The organism is Rhodopirellula sp. MGV, assembly GCF_002251265.1.
Taxonomy (GTDB): Bacteria; Planctomycetota; Planctomycetia; order Pirellulales; family Pirellulaceae; genus Stieleria; species Stieleria baltica_A.
The window spans coordinates 44,533-63,254 of record NZ_NPDI01000042.1; the positions used below are offsets into that span (position 1 = coordinate 44,533).

The window sequence follows — 18,722 nt, forward strand, 5'->3', positions numbered from 1 at the left end:
AGTGTTTATTCGTGCGTTCGACGTGCTAGGGCAACGTGATGGAATTGTGGGAACTGCTTGCGGACATCGTGTTCTTGCTGCTGGCGTGTTTGATCGGCGGCGGCTTGGCATCGCTGGTCGGTCAAAGCCCCTTGGTCGGGTATTTGTTGGCCGGGATGCTTGTCGGCGGCCCCGGCAGCTTTGACATTGTTTCGGCACAGCACGAAATCGAATCCGTTGCCGAGCTTGGTGTTTCGCTGTTGTTGTTCAGCCTGGGGTTGGAGTTTTCGCTGCAGCGATTGAAAGAACTCGGCAGCAAGCCGTTGTTGGGCGGTGTTTTGCAAGTTGTCTTGACGCTGCTGGCTGGCTCGATCGTGGCCTGGTGTTTTGGCATGTCGATTTCGGCCGGTGTCGCGGTCGGCGCGATGATCACGCTCAGCAGTACCGCAGTGGTGCTGCGGATTTTGATGGAACGTGGCGAGATCGAGATGCCCCATGGCCGCAATAGTTTGGGTGTCTTGCTGACTCAAGACATCGCCGTTGTTCCGTTGGCGGTTTTGATGACCGTCTTGGGCGAAGGCGGCACTGTTGGCGAGGTGACGTACGAAGTTTGCAAGCTGGCGCTCATGGCGGCGGGGCTCGCGGCCGTGTTGTATTTGCTGACCAAGGTGGCGGTGTTGGCGCTAGGGACATTAACGCTGCAGCGAAACCGTGAGTTGACGATCATCTTTGCGGCGTCGATGGGGCTCGGTGCGGCATGGGCGGCGCACTCGGCAGGAATTTCACCGGCGCTCGGCGCGTTTATCGCGGGGATGTTGCTTGGCAGTTCTGCGTTTGCGACACAGATACGCGCCGACGTGTCGACGTTGCGAGTGTTGTTGTTGACTTTGTTTTTTGGCGCCGCCGGGATGGTAGCGGACCCGTTGTGGATCATCTCGCACTTCCACTGGGTCGCGACGGTGGCGATCGCCGTGACGCTTGGAAAGCTTTTGATTGTCGCGCTGATTTTTGTAGGGCTACAGCAGTCGCTTCGTGTTGCCGCTGCGACCGGATTGTCGCTCGCCCAGGTCGGTGAGTTTGCGTTTGTGTTAGGTTCGGTGGGACGGACGTCTGGGGTTGTGACCGATGGCACGTATGCGTTGATCGTTTCGGTGACGATTTTGTCTTTCTTTATCAGTGCGTTGGCGGTGCCCAATGCACCGCGGTTTGGCGACCGCGTGGCAAGGTTGTTGGGCAAGCATCATCGCGATTCGGACAACTTATCAGGGGCGTCGCATCGTGCCGATGTGCTTGTGATCGGATTTGGGCCGACCGCACAGCTGGCGACCGTTCCGTTGATGGGATCTGATTTCAAAGTCACGGTGATTGATTTAAATCGCAACGGTGTCAAGACAGCGATCGACTATGGTTTCGATGGCCAGTATGGCGATGCGTTGTTGCCTGATGTGTTGGAGCACGCTTCGGTAGGCGAAGTCAAATTGGCAATTGTGACTCTGCCACACTTTCGGTCAGCGTTATCGGCGGTGGAGCTCATTCGATCGATGAATCCGACGGCGACGATTTTGGTTCGGTCGCGGTATCACATTCATCGACTTGCGCTCAGCATTGCCGGTGGGACGGTCGAAGGTGATGAGGACTGCGTCGGTGACGCGATGGGAAAACGCGTTAGCGAATGGTATTTGGAAGCGACGAAACGTAGCGAGATTTAGCGATTCGCAAAGGTTGGATTGGCTTGGTGTCACCCTTAGGCATGGTGCCGACGGAGTGCGTTGGGATGCCGTGACAATGAAGGGGCATGAAGATTGAGTTCCCGCCAGACGAGCCGTCATGCGGGGACAGAGCAGTCATGCGGGGACAGAGCCGTCATGCGGGGACAGAGCCGTCATGCGGGGACAGAGCAGTCATAAGCTGTAGCTCCAACAGTTGACTGTTTGGTTGCATGAAGGGCTCGTTCGTTGACTACTTCAGGAGCGAAATTTTGGCTTTGCTAGTGTTCGCAACCTCGCCGATAAGGTGTTTCTACAAATCAAATTGTTGACGGGGCAGTTTGAATGTGGTGCAATCGTTCCGTTGTCAGATCGAAGGGAGAGGTCTGTGATTAGAAATGCTGGAATCGAAGGCCGGCGATCGTATTTCACTCTCCTGAGGATGTTTCGATGTCCCGTCTGCCTCGCGGTGAAGTCATTGACCCAACCGAGTCGGCCATTGTGCATGTAATGAGTCGCACGGTTCGCCAGTATTATTTTCTTGGGTTTGATCCATTAACTGGCAAGAATTGCGATCATCGCAAAGAATGGATTGAACGATTGCTTGAGCGTTTCGCTGGCTTGTTCGGCATCGATTTGCTGAGCTACAGCATCCTCTCCAATCACTACCACATTGTTTTCCGATCGCGGCCAGATATTGTTTCTGACTGGGACGATACGGAAGTTGCAAAGCGTTGGCTGTCTATTTGTCCTACTCGACGTTGCCAACGACGAAACTGTGAGCCAAATGAAGCGGAGTTGGATACGATTCGTAAGTGCCCCCAATTGCTTGCGGACACCAGAGAACGACTGGCAAATGTTAGTTGGTGGATGAGATTGCTTAACCAGCGCGTGGCCCAGCGGGCGAATAGCGAATCGAACGAATCTGGAAAGTTTTGGCAGGAACGCTTCGAGTTGACTCGAATCGATGACGAGGAATCGCTCTTAGCATGCGCGGCGTACGTCGAATTGAATCCGATTCGGGCAGCGATGGCGGAAACGCTGGAAGAGAGTGACTACACCTCGGTTCAAAACAGAATTCGATCGGATCTAGAGTTTCTGGAATCGCACGATTCTTGCGACGACGCCGTTTCTTCCCAAGCATCGCGTCGAGATGGATTTCTCGCCAAGCTGGAAATTGACGAGCTGTCGGATCCGATTGGATCGCAAGCGAGTTCAAGCGGTCGACGGTGTAGCGACAAAGGCTTTCTGCCAATCTCAAGATTGGAATTCTATGAACTGCTCGATTGGTCAGCCCGGCAATTGAAGCCAGGCAAACGAGGCAAAACTCCCGATGATGCACCTCCAATTCTCGTCCGATTGGGCTTCTCCTGTGAGGAGTGGATCAGATTGATCTCTGAATTCGATCAGATCTTTTCACATGTTGCAGCGAGGTTGGATCGTATTGAATTATCACGAGGCCGGATGTCTGGTCGTCGATTGCCAGTTCCTGCGATCGCAAAACAAGTGCTCGCTGCTTAAACGGCGACTTAAAGCATCTGCGAATCTGCTCGAAGCCTCCCCGGATATTTTGATTCGGCCGATTGGAGGTCATCTTCATTGGCCTTGCTTGCAAAGCTAGTCGTGATAAAGCTGCGCGCCATGCTAGGCCCTTTGTAGCGAGAGACAATTCGCGGTGACGTCTCGACGTAAATTTGCGATACTCCTTCAAACAGATTCCGATTTTCGGGCCTTTGGGATCACCTTGCGACTTTTGTGACTGCTCTGTCCCCGTCAATCGGTTGGCTCAAGGATGATTGACGGCTCTGTCCCCGTTATTTGAGGAGGTGTGGGCTCTGTCCCCGGTTGGTTTGGTGAATGGGTTGCCGTTGGAAGTGGTGGGGCTTTGTAAATGCTTTGGGAAAACCGAGGCATTGCGGGGGGCTTCGTTTGAACTTCGGCAGGGAGAGCGGCTGGCTCTGCTCGGACCCAACGGGGCTGGTAAGTCGACGATGATCCGGACGCTGGCGGCGAGGTCTGTCCCCGACAAGGGTGAGGTGCGGGTGTTTGGCGAGCCGGGGCGGTCGGCGGTGGCGCGGCAGTTGATTGGATGGATCCCGCAAGATCTGGCGATCTATGGGGATTTGACCGCTCGCGAAAACATGATGGCATTCGCGAAATTCCATGGTGTCCCCCGACGTGAACTAAAACAACGCGTCCAGTGGGCGCTTCAGTGGACAGGGCTTCATGACCGGGCCAATCACTTGGTCCGAACGTTCTCCGGTGGCATGAAGCGACGCGTCAATCTGGCTTGCGGCGTGCTGCACCAGCCCAAAATTCTGCTGTTGGACGAACCTACGGTCGGTGTCGATCCACAAAGTCGACAACGCATCTTTGAAATGTTGGATGAACTCAGCGCCGCTGGAACGTCGCTCCTGCTGACCACCCACCACTTGGACGAAGCACAAGATCGGAGTGACCGGTTGCTGATCATGGATGCCGGAAGAATCATCGCCGACGGGACGATCGACGAACTGGTCGATCAAACGGTAGGTCGATCGAGGTTGGTTCGCCTGCGATTGGATCGACAAATCCATTCCGCGTTTCGGTTGCCTCACCACCTCTCCAATCACTCCGGCGTACAGGACTCAGGCGACTCAGACATGACCCGCATCATTGATCGAACGGTTGAAACACGGATCAGCGATGTCGATCGCCAATTGACTCAATTGATCGATTCGGTCCACAGGCAAGGCTATCATGTCGTCGATCTGGATGTGCAGGCTCTGTCCCTGCATCATGTGTTTCTGCATTTGACCGGGAATAAGCTCCGGGACTGACACCTTGTACGCGCGGCAAAAGCGAACTAAACGATGACATGGACGGTCTTCACAATCAGCTTGCGACGGTTGCTGCATAGCCCCGTCGAATTGGTGCTGACGTTCGTCGTGCCGGTCGCTTTCTTTAGCGTGTTCGCGTTGATCTTTAGCAAAGGCGTTGGAATCGGCAGCACGCCGAAAACCAAAGTCGCGATCACCGCACAAGTCGACAACCTCGCCGCACAAACGCTCGTCGATTCATTGCAATCGAATGACGGCTTGCGAATGATCTCCTTGGTCGACGAAAACGACAATGACGGACCGACCCCCACACCGAAGGCCGTCGCGCAAGCGGTCCGAAACGGGACCATCGCGATCGGAATCAACATTCGGAAGGATAAACAAGGAGAACTCGCCGTCGACTTGCTGACCGATTCCTCGGACCAGGTTGCACCACAGGTCGTCACCGCGATCGTCGCCCGCGAATTGGCCATGCTGCATGCGAAGCTGGCACGCACACAACAGCAACCCGAGGTGATGCGGCGGCCGAGCTTGGATTCGCCAACAGAGAAAACTGTACCCATCGCAGTGCCATCGGAGATTCATAACCCGGCAGCCGCAAAGTCCGAGGTTAAAGCTTCCACAGTCGAGCAACCGTTCGCAAACTCCATTCACGTCGTCGACGTGATGGGCGAAGGTAAGTCGAGCCCGATCGTCAGTTTGTACGCGGCTGGCATCGCGGTGATGTTCTTGTTGTTTGGGGCGAGTGGCGGTGGCGGTGCGTTTCTGGAAGAACGAGAGAACACAACACTGGACCGTTTGTTGTCGACGCAGATGTCGATGGACCAATTGCTGCTCGGAAAATGGTTTTACCTAACGGCACTCGGATTCGTCCAAGTCACGGTGATGTTCATCTGGGGGCAAGTGATCTTTGGCGTCGATTTGGCGAGCCATCTGGATGGTTTTATCATGATGACGATCGTTACCAGTGGGGCGGCGGCATCGTTCGGTTTGCTGTTGGCGACGCTTTGCAAGTCGCGCGGTCAGTTGAATGGATTGTCAGTGATTTTGATCCTGACGATGAGTGCGTTAGGCGGTTCGATGGTACCGCGGTATGTGATGAGTGACGGAATGCGTCGCGCCGGACAGTGGACGTTTAATGCGTGGGCCCTCGATGGATATGACAAAGTGTTTTGGCGGGAGTTGCCGGTTCATACATTATGGCCACAGTTATCGGTTCTGATGGGCGCCGGAGTCGGTTTCTTGTTGGTCGCACGAGCACTCGCGGTGCGGTGGGAACTGGAGTAGCCTGCATCGCCACAGAATTTCAGGAGGCACCATGCGATCTGAAAAACTCTGATTCAATCGCATACCAGTGTCTGTTGCTTGTTCCATCGCATGCTTCCTATCGCTACCGGCGGAGTTTGATACAGTGTTCGGGAATTGAACTAAATCCTCGAACAGATTGAGCACTGATGACGACGATCGCCCCAGGTAAAACACGTCTCGGATGGATCGGAACGGGCGTGATGGGAAACAGCATGTGCGGTCACCTGATCCGGGCCGGTTACACGGCGACCGTTTACAACCGGACGCGTGAGAAAACGAAAGCGTTGGCAGAGCTTGGCGCTGAAGTCGTTTTGAGTCCCAAAGAGGTCGCGGAAAAGAGCGACGTGGTGTTCACGATCGTTGGTTTTCCGAGTGATGTTCGCAGCGTGATCCTGGGTGACGACGGCGTTTTGGCGGGATCGCGTGAAGGAATGGTCGTGGTCGACATGACCACCAGTGAACCGAGTTTAGCGGTGGAGATTGCTCGAGCGGCGACCGCTGTTGGCGTTCAGTCTGTCGACGCACCCGTTAGCGGCGGTGACACGGGCGCGAAGAACGCTGCCCTTTCGATCATGATCGGTGGCGATGAAGAGACGGTGGATGCGCTTGCACCACTGTTTCAACTGATGGGAAAGACCATCGTGCGGCAAGGCGGGCCGGGGGCAGGCCAACATACCAAAATGGTGAATCAGACATTGATCGCTAGCGGGATGATCGCCGTTTGCGAAGGCTTGCTGTATGCACACAAAGTCGGCTTGGACATCCCCACCGTGCTGCAGAGTGTGGCGTCTGGCGCGGCGGGCAGTTGGTCATTGTCAAATCTTGCCCCGCGTATGATCAACGGCGACTTTGACCCAGGGTTCTTTGTCGAGCATTTTTTGAAGGACATGAAAATCGCACTCGACGAAGCGTCACGAATGCAACTCGCGCTTCCGGGGTTGGCACTGGGCTATCAATTCTACAATGCCGTGGCCGGACAAGGCCATGAACGCGACGGGACGCAAGCACTGATCCTCGCGCTTGCGCGAATGAATGGGATTGATTGGCAGTCGCTTTACTCTTGAGCCTCCCCTCCCTAAACCCGGCACCTTGAATCCCGCAAACGAGAATCCTTCCATGAAAGCCGCATCTTTTTCTGAAGCCGGTGGGCCCGAAGTCATCCAATTCTGCGAATTGCCGGTCCCCGAACTGTCAGCCGGCCAAGTGCTGATTCGAGTTCATGCCGCAAGCGTCAATCCGATCGACACCTATGTGCGTCGCGGAATAGTCGCATTCGAGCTACCCAAGCCCTTTGTACCGGGTTGCGACGCCGCGGGTGTGGTCGAGGCCGTCGGTGAAGGCGTGGCCGATTGGAAGGTTGGTGACCGCGTCTGGTGTACCAATCAGGGATTGCTGGGGCGACAAGGGACAACGGCGGAATTGATCGCTGTTGACGCTCAGTGGTGTTTTCGTCTGCCAGATCAAGTCGACTTTGAAACGGCAGCGGCCAACGCGTTGGTCGGTGTCACAGCTCACTTGGGTCTGTTTCGATATGGCGGCTTGAAGGCCGGTGAAACAGTTTTTGTCGTTGGCGGAACTGGCGGCGTCGGATCGATGGTCGTTCAAATGGCCAAGGCAGTCGGCGCGACCGTGATCACGTGTGCCGGCAGCGACGAAAAAGTCCAACGGGCGAGCGATTTGGGCGCCGACCACGTGTTCAATTACAACAATCAGTCGATTGGTGAAGCGGTCAAGCAGTTCGCACCCAACGGGATTCAGCTGCACTGGGAAACGCGTCGGATGCCAAACTTTGACGAGGCGATCGATCTGCTGGCGCCACGAGGGCGAATGGTCGTGATGGCGGGACGTGATTCGCGCCCGGAGTTTCCGGTGGGGCCGTTCTACGTCAAGGAATGTTCGCTGGTAGGCTTTGTAATGTTCAAAGCGTCGCCGGAAGAAATGAAAGTCTGCGCTGACGAAATGAACGAGTGGATGGCGGCGGGCAAATTGAAAGCGAACATCGCGGCGCGGTTCTCGATGGAACAAATGTCAGATGCACATCAATTGCAAGAATGTGATGGTGTTGGCGGCAAGATCGTGATCACACGATGAGCTCGCTTGCCCAATCGTATCACCTCGTGTTTCCGTTGCTGGCCAGTTTGCTGTTTGTCGGCGGGCTGTTGTTCTTGAAGCGGGCGACGCTTGCGGGCACGAACCCTTGGACGGTTTCGCTGGTGGCCAACTACTGGGGAGCCGCGTTGTTTTCGCTGTTTTGGTTTACCAGCGAGATGCCGGTGCCTTGGGAGCTGATTTGGCAGCCGGCTTTGGTGGCGGTGTTTTATATCTTGGGTCAGATCGGGACGTTTTCGGCGATCAACTACGGCGACGTGTCAATTGCGGCACCGCTGTTTGGGATCAAGGTGCTGTTGGTCGCGGTGCTTTTGACGGTCGTTGGCGGGACGGGATTGCCGGCAGCGATCTGGATCGCGGCGGTGATGGCAACGGCCGGGATCGCGCTCGTGCAGTGGATGGGATCGGGGAAACATGATCGGGTTTGGTACACGGTGTTGAGCGCGTTCGGGGCGAGTTTGTCGTTTTCGATATTCGACGTGTTGATTCAGACGTTCTCGGCATCGGAGAAATGGTCCACCGGTAGGTTTCTGCCGATCATGTTCTGGTTTGTTGGCGCGTACACCACGGTCTTTTTCCTGGGGCTGCAGCGAGAAAAATTCGCCGACCGCTTAGTGCGACGCTCACTGATTTTGGGCGGGATGTTGATCGCGGCGCAGGCGATCTGCATCGTTTACGCCCTGTCGACCTTCGGCGATGCGGCCCGTGTGAACGTGGTTTATTCCATGCGAGGGATTTGGGGGGTATTGCTCTCGTGGGCGATGGCGTTGATTTTCGGCGGAAGTGAGGCGGAGCTGGGACGACGCACGATGTTGACCCGATTGGGTGGGGCGACGTTGATCACGACATCGGTGGTCATTGCGATACTATTTGGGTAATGGTTGAAAGTTACCCGCCATAGAACTCATTGCGTGCGACGTACAATCGGATACGCTGTTGGCGGATTTTCTCCCGCAATGCCCCCCTCAATACACATACGACTAACCGGGACGATTGACGCATGAAAGCGATGCTGCTGACGGAATACAAAAATCTCGAGGTCACCGAGTTCGACGACCCCACCGTAGGGCCAAAAGATCTGCTGATCCAAGTTCGTGCTTGCGGTATCTGTGGCAGTGACATCCACGGTTATGACGGCAGCACCGGTCGTCGCATTCCGCCATTGGTGATGGGCCACGAAGCGGCAGGCGTTGTCACGGAAGTCGGCAGCGAAGTGACCGATTTCAAGGTGGGTGATCACGTCACGTTCGATTCGACCGTTTCGTGCGGCGAGTGCTTCCACTGCCGACGTGGCGAAATCAACTTGTGCGACAATCGCATGGTGTTGGGCGTTTCGTGCGGCGAGTACCGACGTCACGGCGCTTTCGCCGAAAAAGTCGCCGTGCCGCAGCACATCTGCTATCGCTTGCCAGAAGAGATGCCGTTCGAACATGCGGCGATGATCGAAGCGGTTTCGGTCGCGGTGCACGCTGCCAATCGAACCCCCGTTGTGTTGGGCGACACCGCTGTCGTCGTTGGTAGCGGGATGATTGGCTTGTTGACGATTCAGGCGATCAAATTGGCTGGCTGCTCGAAAGTGATCGCGGTCGACTTGGATCAAGACCGTTTGGACGCGGCGTTGGAGCTGGGGGCGGATTACGGACTGAACGCCAAAGAAGTCGATGTGGTCGCCGAAGTCAAAAAGCTGACCAATGGTCGCGGAGCCGATGTGGCGTTGGAAGTCGTTGGTGCGACCGCGACGATCAACACGGCGGTCGAGTCGGTTCGCAAAGGCGGCTCGGTCACGTTGGTCGGCAACCTGTCGCCACGCGTTGAAATGCCGCTGCAAGCGATCGTGACTCGCGAATTGAACGTGTTTGGCACGTGTGCTTCGTCGGGTGAATACCCCGCCTGCATCGACCTGATGAATTCGGGTGCGATCAAGGTCGAGCCGTTGATCACCGCCAAAGCGACGTTGGACGAAGGCCCTGAATGGTTCAAACGTCTTTACGCTGGCGAAAAAGGTGCCATGAAAGTCATCATCCAGCCGACCGTTTCCGCGTAACGCGATTGATTCTGGCTAGAATAATTCTGGTTTGATGAGAGCGCCTCCGATTGCTTTGGTGCTCTGGAAAATCCTGCTGATCCAATTCGGATCGGCAGGCCTTCACCGTCTCTTCCTCCTTGGTCATACCCCGCGATGCTTTCCTTGAAACCTCTTTTTGCGTGCGCCGCATTGGCCGCACTGTTGGTCACCCCGGCCATCACATTCGCCGCCGAAGTCGAAACGGCTGACGACATCAAGATCGTCACGTTGAAAAACAAAAATGGCATGACGGTCAAAGTCACCAATTACGGTGCGATCATCATGTCGATCGTCGTTCCTGATCAAGACGGCAAAATGGGTGACGTCGTTCTCGGTTACGACAACATCCGCAGCTACACGAACGCAGTTGATAAGCCGTACTTCGGTGCTGTTGTCGGACGTTATGGCAACCGCATTGCGAAAGGCAAGTTTACGATCGACGGCACCGAATACAGCCTGCCGATCAACAACGGACCCAACAGTCTGCACGGCGGAATCATCGGTTTTGACAAGGTGATTTGGGACCTGGATGTGGACCAAGACAGCAACGCTGTCGGGTTGACTTACCACGCCAAAGACGGTGAAGAAGGTTATCCAGGTAACCTCGATTGCTCGGTCACGTACACCTTGACCGACGACAACGAAATCAAAATCGACTACGCCGCGAAGACTGACAAAGCGACTCCCGTCAACTTGACTCAGCACACGTACTTCAACTTGAAGGGCGAAGGCGAAGGTACGATTCTGGATCACGAGCTGATGCTGAACGCGAACCGTTACACGCCAGTTGACGAGACCTTGATTCCGACTGGTAAGACTCCGGCGGTTCAAGGCACTCCGTTCGATTTCACGACAGCCAAAGCGATCGGTCGCGACATCAAAGAAGAGAACGAGCAGCTGACCTTCGGTGGTGGCTATGACCACAACTGGATCTTGGACAAAGCCGGGCAGACTGGCGAGTTGACCTTGGCCGCACGTGTTGTTGAGCCAACGACCGGCCGTGTTCTGGAAATCTCGACGACCGAGCCAGGCATTCAGTTCTACTGCGGTAACTTCTTGGATGGCCGTTTGACCGGCAAAGCGGGTAAGAAGTACGTCTATCGCGGCGGGTTCTGTTTGGAAACCCAGCACTATCCCGATAGCCCCAACCAACCGAGCTTTCCGTCAACGATTTTGCAGCCTGGTGATGAGTACGAAACCACGACGATTTTCAAGTTCTCGACGGTGAAGTAGTTCGTTCGAAACGATCGATTTAATAAGTAAGAAAGGCCCGGCAGGATTGATTCCAGCCGGGCCTTTTTTCGTGGGAGTTTGGAGCGGTAGCGAGAGTGTGTTTGTGCGTGGGGCGGGTGATGGTGATTGGGGCAACCGACTCGATCGTTTTTCGGCGAAAAGATGTTGGAGTCTAGCCTTTAGGCGATTTTTTCTTCCGGACGTTGGAAACGCGCTTCAGGCGTACTGACTTAGAGTTTTGCTCATGCTCGGGCGGTAGTTGTTGGCCCTGTTGTTGGCCCTGTTGTTGGCCCTGTTGTTGGGACGTATCGTTTTGGTCGGGGTTTTGGATACCGGCCTCTCGTTCTAATTCTTCCTGGACGCCTTCGCGAAGTTGTTCGAGTTGTTGTGCGGCACGTCGAAGCCCTTCGGTGGAGTCACCGAGAACTGCATCCGCCGCTTCGTCAATCGTTTCTCGAAGGCTTTCGATCCCCTTGGAAGCTTCTTGTTCAAACTGTTGTGCCTGTGGCATGAAGCCCCGCCGCACCAATTCAGCGGCATTCTCAAGTTGGCGTTCCGCTTGCGATTGTCGGGCTTCGCGAAATCCGTCGTAAAGCTTTTCTGCGAGCAGCGGTTCTGACTCACTCGCCTGTTCGACCGTCTGTTGCATTTGCTCTAACAATTCGGTCAAGCGTTCGGCTTGGCGTTCGAGACGTTCGGGGGACGCATCCGTTGTTTCGTCACCGCGAAGCCCCGGTGTCGCTTCATCAACTTGTTCACGCATCGATTGTCCGATGCGTTCTTGCTCCGTTTCTAGTTCGCTGACTTCGTCACGCATGTCGCGCATTTGTTGATCGAACGCGTTCGCGGTCCGCTGGCGGAAATCTTCGGTCAGCTCTTCGAGTTGCTGTTCGGCGCGACGGCCGGATGCCAATGCGCTTGAAGCGTCATTTTGCTCTGTCGCCTCGCTCGCCTGCTGCAAATTTTCACGCGACTGTTGTAACTGGTCAGCTTGCTCGGCCATTCGCTCGCTGTTCTCTTCCGAACGCATTCGTGATTCCAAGTCGTCTGACATTCGCAACAATTCTTGCTGTTGCTCACGCAGTCGTTTCAGCTGTCGTTCGATCTCTTCTTTCTCCTGCTCGTCGTCCGCTTGTTCGAGCGCCGATTGCAGTTTGGCAAGCTCTTCCATCAAGTCTTCGGTACGTCGGGCGAGTTCCCGCAACCGGCTCAGAACTTGCCGATCTTCGGCAGCTTGTTGTTGCTGTTCGGTTTCCGCTTGTGCTTGTTGCTGGGTTTCGTATCGACTTTCGTCTTGGTCAAGTTCCAATTCGTTGATTTGTTGTTGTCGAGACGAGTTGCTGCTGCTCGAACTGCTTTGGCTTTGCTGTTGCTGCCCCCGTGTGATTTCGAACTCGCGGGCACGCAATTTCATTAGCCCAGAGAGTGCACCTTGTGCCGAACGTCTCGCAGCCGGAAGGCGATCTTCAAGTTCTGTTTCCGATGCAAGCGTGTCGATCGTCGCCTTCATCTTCTCGATCACTTCAGCGGCAAAGGCTTTTGATTTGTCGTCGGAAACTTCTGATGCGACCTCGTTGAATTGCTCGAGCGCGGATGCCTGTGACTCCCCAATCACATCGATGTCTTCCTCGGCAACAATCTTTCCACTCAAGTGGTCGCGGATTTGATTCCAGATTGCGGCAACGATTTGCTTCTGAACCTTGATCAGTTCTTCGGCTTGTTGCCCAGCACCACCTTGCTGCCCTTGCTGTTGGGATGGATCACTTTGGTTGCCGCTTTGCGGATCGCCTTGACGGTAGATCTCTTCAAACGGTCTGACCTCGGCAAAGAACAAGTCGCTTTCAGTCCGACGGGGATTGCCGTCCGCATCCAAATCTTCGGCCCAAAAGTAGAACGACACTAAATCGTCAACCTCGGCCTGCATCGCTTCGAAGTCCAACAGATGCTGGACCTTTTGTTTCGTATTGCGTGCAACCTCGCTTGCGAGCACGACTTCAACTTCGTCATCGGATTCACGCAAGTAAGAAAGGCCGGTGCGTGTGACGCCGAAATCGTCACGCACACTTGCCGACAGTTCCAACTCCTGGAGCGCCGACACGGTGACGTCGCGAGCCTGGTCCAAATCCATCGATGGCGGTTTATTGGGTTGGACTTTGACAGAGATCTTCGGCGGGAATTTGTTTTGACGTCCTTCGCTGTCGGTCAGGTTCAAAACAAAGTCAGCAGATTCGGTTGCGTGCAGTTTTGCTTCATAGATCACATAGTCGCCCATCAGCGAGACCGACGATTCGGCAGGCTGGTCGGCAAGGTTGCATTCGATTGATGCTCCCGCCTTGGCCGCGTCTAACCTGCAGCTCGCGACAGGCTTATTCAGAATCAGTCGCCAAGTGACATTGGTGCCTTCGACCACGGTGACTTTCAAGGTGTCTTCCACGTCGCGGTCAGGCAATTCCGTATAGGCTGGATAGCGGAGGAGGGCATCGCTACGTCGAAGCTGGGGAAATTCGAACACGTCGATCGAATACGTCTCGCTTGTCCAGCCATCGCTCTCGATTCGGTAGAGCATCTTTTGTTCGACCGATGGCAGAAACGCCGCAACGATCGGGTCGCTCATCGTTTGCTTCATCGGAAGACGAGAGATCTGAGTATCCGGCGAGACTTCTTGGCCGGGCTCATACATCACCCAGTAGGTCTGTTCCGGCAGGTTCCTGCTGAATTCGGCACTGACGACCAAGCTGGTCCCCCGCTCGACTTCGGTATTGCCCGGAACAACGATGACTTGCTGTTTTGCGAGAGCTTCTTTTTCAGCAGATAAAATCATGGTCGCCCGATCGTCGACGCGATTTCGAAATGCCGAAAACGACAAGACACCAGCGAATGCGGCGAGTCCGATCAGCCTTGCGGTCCACAACGACCCTGAGGACACAACACTTTGCCAGTCGTGAGACCGGAAGTGGTCGTGTGTTTGATCGATCAACAACTGAGCAAGCGGTCGATCCACGGTGTTGTCTTCGAGTTCAGACGTCGTGATCAGACGCTCGCCGAGTGAAGGAAACTTAGATTCAATCTTTGAAGCAATCCCCGCGGTATCTTTGGTCATCCGGCTGGCATACGCCCAAGCGACCACAACCGACATGACGCTGCCGATCACCATGACGATCCACAGTGATTGTGAGGGAACTTGACCGGCGCGTTCGACCTGCACGGTCATCCATAGCAAGCACAAGCAGACGATCAGAAACACGGTCAAAAACGACCAAAAGCTTCGCGACCAAAGCCGCGTTGTGACGTGTCTGACCTCGCGCCGGATTCGGGCGAGTTGACGTTCCGCGATCCCGGCCCGATTGTCAAACCGCGTCGAGTCGTTGATCTCGAATCGCCCTTCGTTCATCGATCCTTCACTCATGGCTCGTCGTTCCCTTTGCGGAAAGGAGTGTTTCGATAGCGACCAGCCCCATCGTCGCCACAATCAACCACTGCCACCAACCCTGCCTTGCTTCCAGTTCGACGTCACGCAATGCACGCTCGGCTTGCCGATCCTGTTCCAGCAATTCGGGTGACGAAACGGTCACGCCCAGACTGCTGAACCGATTCAAATCGATCGGTGTCAGTTCGCTTTCTGCCGCGTCCAAATTCACTGCGAACGGAACGCCATCGGCGGAAGACACGAATCCAGGTTTGGTTGTGAGAACGGGGGCACCATCGGAATCGGTTTCGTCGCCAAGTTGGCTTCCAACCAACAAGGATTGTGGGACCAACGTTCGGTTGGGGGCGATCATGCCGAGGATCATCGGAACGAACTTGGTCGATAAAGCAAATTGACTTTGCGAAGGCTGCCAACCTGATGTCAGCAACCATAGTTGTCCGGACGCGGTGTCTTGAGAGACGAAATCACGGTGGATGAGCCAGGGTGATTGGTCATCCAAACGCAATGTGACATTCGTGCTGTCGCTCAGTCCGCCTATGACTTGGTGTTGCCAAACCTTGATCGATGAAAAATCGTTGACACCAGGATCAGCGAGCGGTCGGATCAGCGGGGCATCGAAATCAACCGACGCTATTAGTCGGAAGCCGTCTTTCTCGGATGATTCTAAGGTCATCTCGGGGCTTTCAAACAGTGCTGCGAGCGACTTCACGGCGACCTCGCTGACCGGGCGATCGAGGACCACGAGCAGATGCCCACCGGATTTCAGATAGCCCGAAACCGCCACGCTATCCAATTCGTCAAGACTCGCTGCAGGAACAACGGCAAAGGGGATCGCATCAGCATTCAGCCTGTCACGGAATTCCGCCGCATCAACGACATCAAACGTTATCTCACGCGAGGTATCGCTGAACGGCAATTGGCTGAGATAAAACGACAGACGTTCTCGTTGGTCCGGATTTGAATCCGTGCCCGCGAGGAAAAGCACACGCTGTGTCGCTTTTTGAGGACGAATAAAGTAATGGGTATTGTCAAAGGGATCGTTGTCGCCGACCAATTTCAAAACAGCGGTACCGTTAGCGTTGCCCTGTCCGGCATTGCTCTGTCCGGCAGGGGGAAGTGGAACGTTAAAGTAACGCGTTTGACCGGGACCGACTTGAACGACCGCGGCATCCGCGTCTTGACCTTCGTAACGAAGGCGGAAAGTCGATGATTGACTTGGCCCGTCATCATGCCGAACCTCGACACGGACGGTGTTGCCTGAGTCGTCATTGGATTCTGTGATTCCACGTTCCAGGCTCCGTGGAATCATCCGGAGTGATGCATTTCCCGAAGTGGACAGATTGATTGATTTCGATTCTAGCCAAACGTCCTCTGGCCAATCGTAGCCTTGCAATGAATCAATGTTCGCGCCGCTTTGCATGTCACTGATTAAAACGACGCGGGTACGAATCGCTGCGCGTCCACCCGATACGATGTTGTCGCTTTCGGAACCCGACGGAGCTGTTTTATCATCCATGTCCAACAGCGCTGCCGAATCGGCGCAGTAACGCAATGCTTGTCCGATATCGGTTGTTAACCAAGTCGGTTCGATTCGACGAACCGCATCCTTGGCTGCGTTTTTTCGCATCGCCGATTGTAGGCCCGCCGATTCCTGTAGCGACAAGATTGCATCGGTTTGCCGATCAAATGCGATGACGGCAATCAGCGTGTCATCGTCGCATTGATCGATGATTTCGTCTGCGGTTTGACGTACCGCGTCAGCGATACCTTCACGCCGCATACTGGCGCTGCGATCGACCAAAACGACCGTCGCCTCTTGAACGCCATCAAGCGTTTCCGATTCGGTCGACGGAAGGAACGGGCGCGCGAACGCGAACGCCAGCATTCCGATCGCCAGACAGCGGATCAGCAGCAGCGGCAGATTCTCCAGGCGACTTCGCCGTGTCAGTCGCGGCGGGCTGGACTCCAAAAACATCAAGGAGCTGAACTGGATCTCGCCTTTGGGTTGGCGGCGGATCAAGTGAAACAAGATCGGCCCGACAACCGCGAGGGCGCCAAGAAAATACAGAGGGGTCAGGAAGCTCATCGGCGCCGTCCCCCGTTCATCGCCCGGTTCCCACCACCGCCCAATCGATTTCTGGCATCGATCAAACTTGACAATGCTCGATCGAGTGGCTGGTCGGTCGACATTTCGTAATATCCGACACCGGTGTTGCTGCAGATCGTTTGCACCTGCTGACGGTGTTGCTCAAATTGTTCCTGGTACCGTTTTTTTGCCGACTCCGGATCGACGTAGATCTGTTTGCCCGTTTCGATATCCTGGACCATCGACGGCGATTGAAGTTGCAGGTCCAGTTCCGATGGGTCTAGTACACGCAGCAGCACCACCTCGTGTCCACGTGCACGCAGGGACGCCAGTTGTGTTTGCAGCGTATCAGGATGCGCCAATAAATCGCTGATCAGGATCACGAGTCCCCGGCGTGGGACCAAGGAAGCGACTTGACGCAGCGGCGCATCAATATCGGTCCCGCGTCCTTCCGCTGGCCGCGAAAGTTCGACAAGGATTTGATGGAAATGCTTTGCGCCAATCTTGGCCGGAACGAAGTCGCCGATTTCGACATCAAACGTCAACACACCGACGGCGTCATGTTGGGTCGTCAGGAAATAGGCCAGCGTCGCGGCAACGGTTCGCGCATAGTCAATTTTGCTGTACTCGAGCGAACCGAAGCTCATTGAGCGACTTTGATCGACGATCAGGTAACATCGCCGATTGGTTTCGTCTTCGAATTTCTTCACGAAGTAACGGTCACTGCGTGCATACAGTTTCCAATCCAAGCTCCGCAAATCGTCGCCTGGTACATACGCGCGGTATTCACTGAATTCGATCGAACTGCCATGTGTCGGACTGCGGTGTAGTCCCGAAAAGAACCCTTCGACGACGGTCTTCGCGCGCAGCTTCAGACTCTTGATTCGCATCAAGGTATCGGGGTCGACGCCCGCGCTCGGACGCCCTGGCGAAGTGTTACCAGAAGCGGCTGGATCAGATGTCATGGTTTAGAAACCGTCTCGAGCAGCTTGTCGATGATTTGTTCGATCGTGACACCTTCGGCTTCGGCCTTGTAGGTTGGCAGTACACGGTGCCGAAGGGTTGGGTGTGCGAGCGCGACGATGTCTTCGGTTTGAACGTGTGCTCGCCCAAGCAGCAGTGCGCGTGCTTTCGCGCCGAGCACCAACGTTTGGCTCGCTCGGGTACCCGCACCCCAGCCCACCCATTCGTTGACAAATTCAGGCGTTCCGGTTCGACCAGGGCGAGTTGCCTGGACCAGACGCACCGCGTATTCGGCGATCGCTGTTGCGATTGGTACATCGCGGACGATCGACTGAAATCGCAAAACGTCTTCGCCGCTAAAGAGCGGTTGAATCGGTTCGGGCTTTGTTGAGGTCGTTCGCATGACCACCGACAGTTCGTCTTCGGCGGGCAGGTAATCGATCCGGACGTTGAACAAGAATCGATCAAGCTGTGCTTCCGGCAGCGGGTAAGTGCCTTCCATTTCGATCGGGTTTTGTGTCGCCAGCACAAAGAACGGTTGCGGAAGCTCGTAGCGCGTGCCAGCCGCGGTGACCTGATGTTCCTGCATCGCCTCCAACATCGCGGCTTGCGTTTTCGGCGGTGTACGGTTGATTTCGTCGGCCAGAATGACGTTGGCAAAGACCGGCCCTTTGACAAACGACAAGGCCCGATGTCCATGGTCGGTTTCTTCCAAGATTTCAGTGCCGACGATGTCGACAGGCATCAGGTCCGGTGTGAACTGAATCCGGCTGAAATCCAAGTGAAAGATCTGTGCGACACTGCGGACGAGCAACGTTTTCGCCAAGCCGGGCGGCCCGGTGATCAAGCAGTGGCCACCGGCAAACAGGCTGATCAAAAGCTGTTCGATGACTTCTTGTTGGCCAACGATCGCTTTCGATAATTCGCCGACAATCCGGTCGCGTGCGTCTTGGATTTGTGAAGCTAGATTCGGTTCGGTTAAAGTCATCGGCAACGACTCGAAGGCGTGGGACTGAAAGACGCAAAA

The 18,722-nt window shown here is 55.3% G+C and carries 13 protein-coding genes; 9 read left to right on the top strand and 4 right to left on the bottom strand.

The annotated features are described in order from the left end of the window. Positions 1-38: 38 nt before the first annotated feature. The 9 genes from CGZ80_RS14930 to CGZ80_RS14970 all read left to right on the top strand — a co-directional run bounded on the left by CGZ80_RS14930 (position 39) and on the right by CGZ80_RS14970 (position 11,219). Positions 39-1,688: a cation:proton antiporter gene (locus CGZ80_RS14930; RefSeq protein ID WP_094415791.1), complete on the top strand. Its 1,650-nt coding sequence runs from the start codon at positions 39-41 to the stop codon at positions 1,686-1,688. 447 nt (positions 1,689-2,135) lie between these two features. Continuing rightward, positions 2,136-3,206, top strand: coding sequence for a transposase (locus CGZ80_RS14935; RefSeq protein WP_094415793.1), 1,071 nt, complete (start codon positions 2,136-2,138; stop codon positions 3,204-3,206). Between the two features lie 332 nt (positions 3,207-3,538). After that, positions 3,539-4,504, top strand: coding sequence for an ABC transporter ATP-binding protein (locus CGZ80_RS14940; protein WP_198953701.1), 966 nt, complete (start codon positions 3,539-3,541; stop codon positions 4,502-4,504). 33 nt (positions 4,505-4,537) lie between these two features. Further along, entirely contained in the window at positions 4,538-5,791 is a 1,254-nt protein-coding gene (locus CGZ80_RS14945; protein ID WP_094415795.1) for an ABC transporter permease, read from the top strand. A gap of 167 nt (positions 5,792-5,958) precedes the next feature. Beyond that, a complete protein-coding gene (locus CGZ80_RS14950) occupies positions 5,959-6,876 on the top strand; it encodes an NAD(P)-dependent oxidoreductase (protein WP_198953702.1) in 918 nt (305 codons plus the stop codon). Positions 6,877-6,928: 52 nt separating this feature from the next. Then, complete coding sequence (locus CGZ80_RS14955) at positions 6,929-7,903, top strand: NADPH:quinone reductase (RefSeq protein WP_094415799.1); 975 nt, start codon at positions 6,929-6,931, stop codon at positions 7,901-7,903. Further along, positions 7,900-8,799 (top strand): hypothetical protein, encoded by a 900-nt coding sequence (locus CGZ80_RS14960; protein ID WP_094415801.1) that lies wholly within the window; start codon positions 7,900-7,902, stop codon positions 8,797-8,799. The genes CGZ80_RS14955 and CGZ80_RS14960 overlap by 4 nt, the downstream gene beginning before the upstream one ends. Positions 8,800-8,921: 122 nt before the next feature. Further along, positions 8,922-9,965 carry a galactitol-1-phosphate 5-dehydrogenase gene (locus tag CGZ80_RS14965; RefSeq protein ID WP_094415803.1) on the top strand — a complete coding sequence of 348 codons (1,044 nt, stop codon included), beginning with the start codon at positions 8,922-8,924 and terminating at the stop codon, positions 9,963-9,965. A gap of 135 nt (positions 9,966-10,100) precedes the next feature. Continuing rightward, the gene (locus CGZ80_RS14970; protein ID WP_094415805.1) at positions 10,101-11,219 is read left to right on the top strand and encodes an aldose epimerase family protein; all 1,119 of its coding nucleotides are present in this window, start codon (positions 10,101-10,103) and stop codon (positions 11,217-11,219) included. A gap of 172 nt (positions 11,220-11,391) precedes the next feature. On the opposite strand, the gene CGZ80_RS14975 is transcribed toward CGZ80_RS14970, so the two are convergent. Genes CGZ80_RS14975 through CGZ80_RS14990 form a run of 4 tightly spaced genes read right to left on the bottom strand, consistent with a single transcriptional unit; the run spans position 11,392 to position 18,683 of the window. After that, positions 11,392-14,625, bottom strand: coding sequence for a hypothetical protein (locus CGZ80_RS14975; protein ID WP_094415807.1), 3,234 nt, complete (start codon positions 14,623-14,625; stop codon positions 11,392-11,394). Further along, positions 14,618-16,732, bottom strand: a complete 2,115-nt coding sequence (locus CGZ80_RS14980) for a BatA domain-containing protein (RefSeq protein ID WP_094415809.1) — start codon at positions 16,730-16,732, stop codon at positions 14,618-14,620. Before CGZ80_RS14980 ends, CGZ80_RS14975 begins: the two co-directional genes overlap by 8 nt. After that, complete coding sequence (locus tag CGZ80_RS14985; RefSeq protein WP_094415811.1) at positions 16,729-17,697, bottom strand: DUF58 domain-containing protein; 969 nt, start codon at positions 17,695-17,697, stop codon at positions 16,729-16,731. The genes CGZ80_RS14980 and CGZ80_RS14985 overlap by 4 nt, the downstream gene beginning before the upstream one ends. Beyond that, positions 17,694-18,683, bottom strand: coding sequence for an AAA family ATPase (locus CGZ80_RS14990; protein WP_094415813.1), 990 nt, complete (start codon positions 18,681-18,683; stop codon positions 17,694-17,696). The genes CGZ80_RS14985 and CGZ80_RS14990 overlap by 4 nt, the downstream gene beginning before the upstream one ends. Positions 18,684-18,722 lie beyond the last annotated feature (39 nt).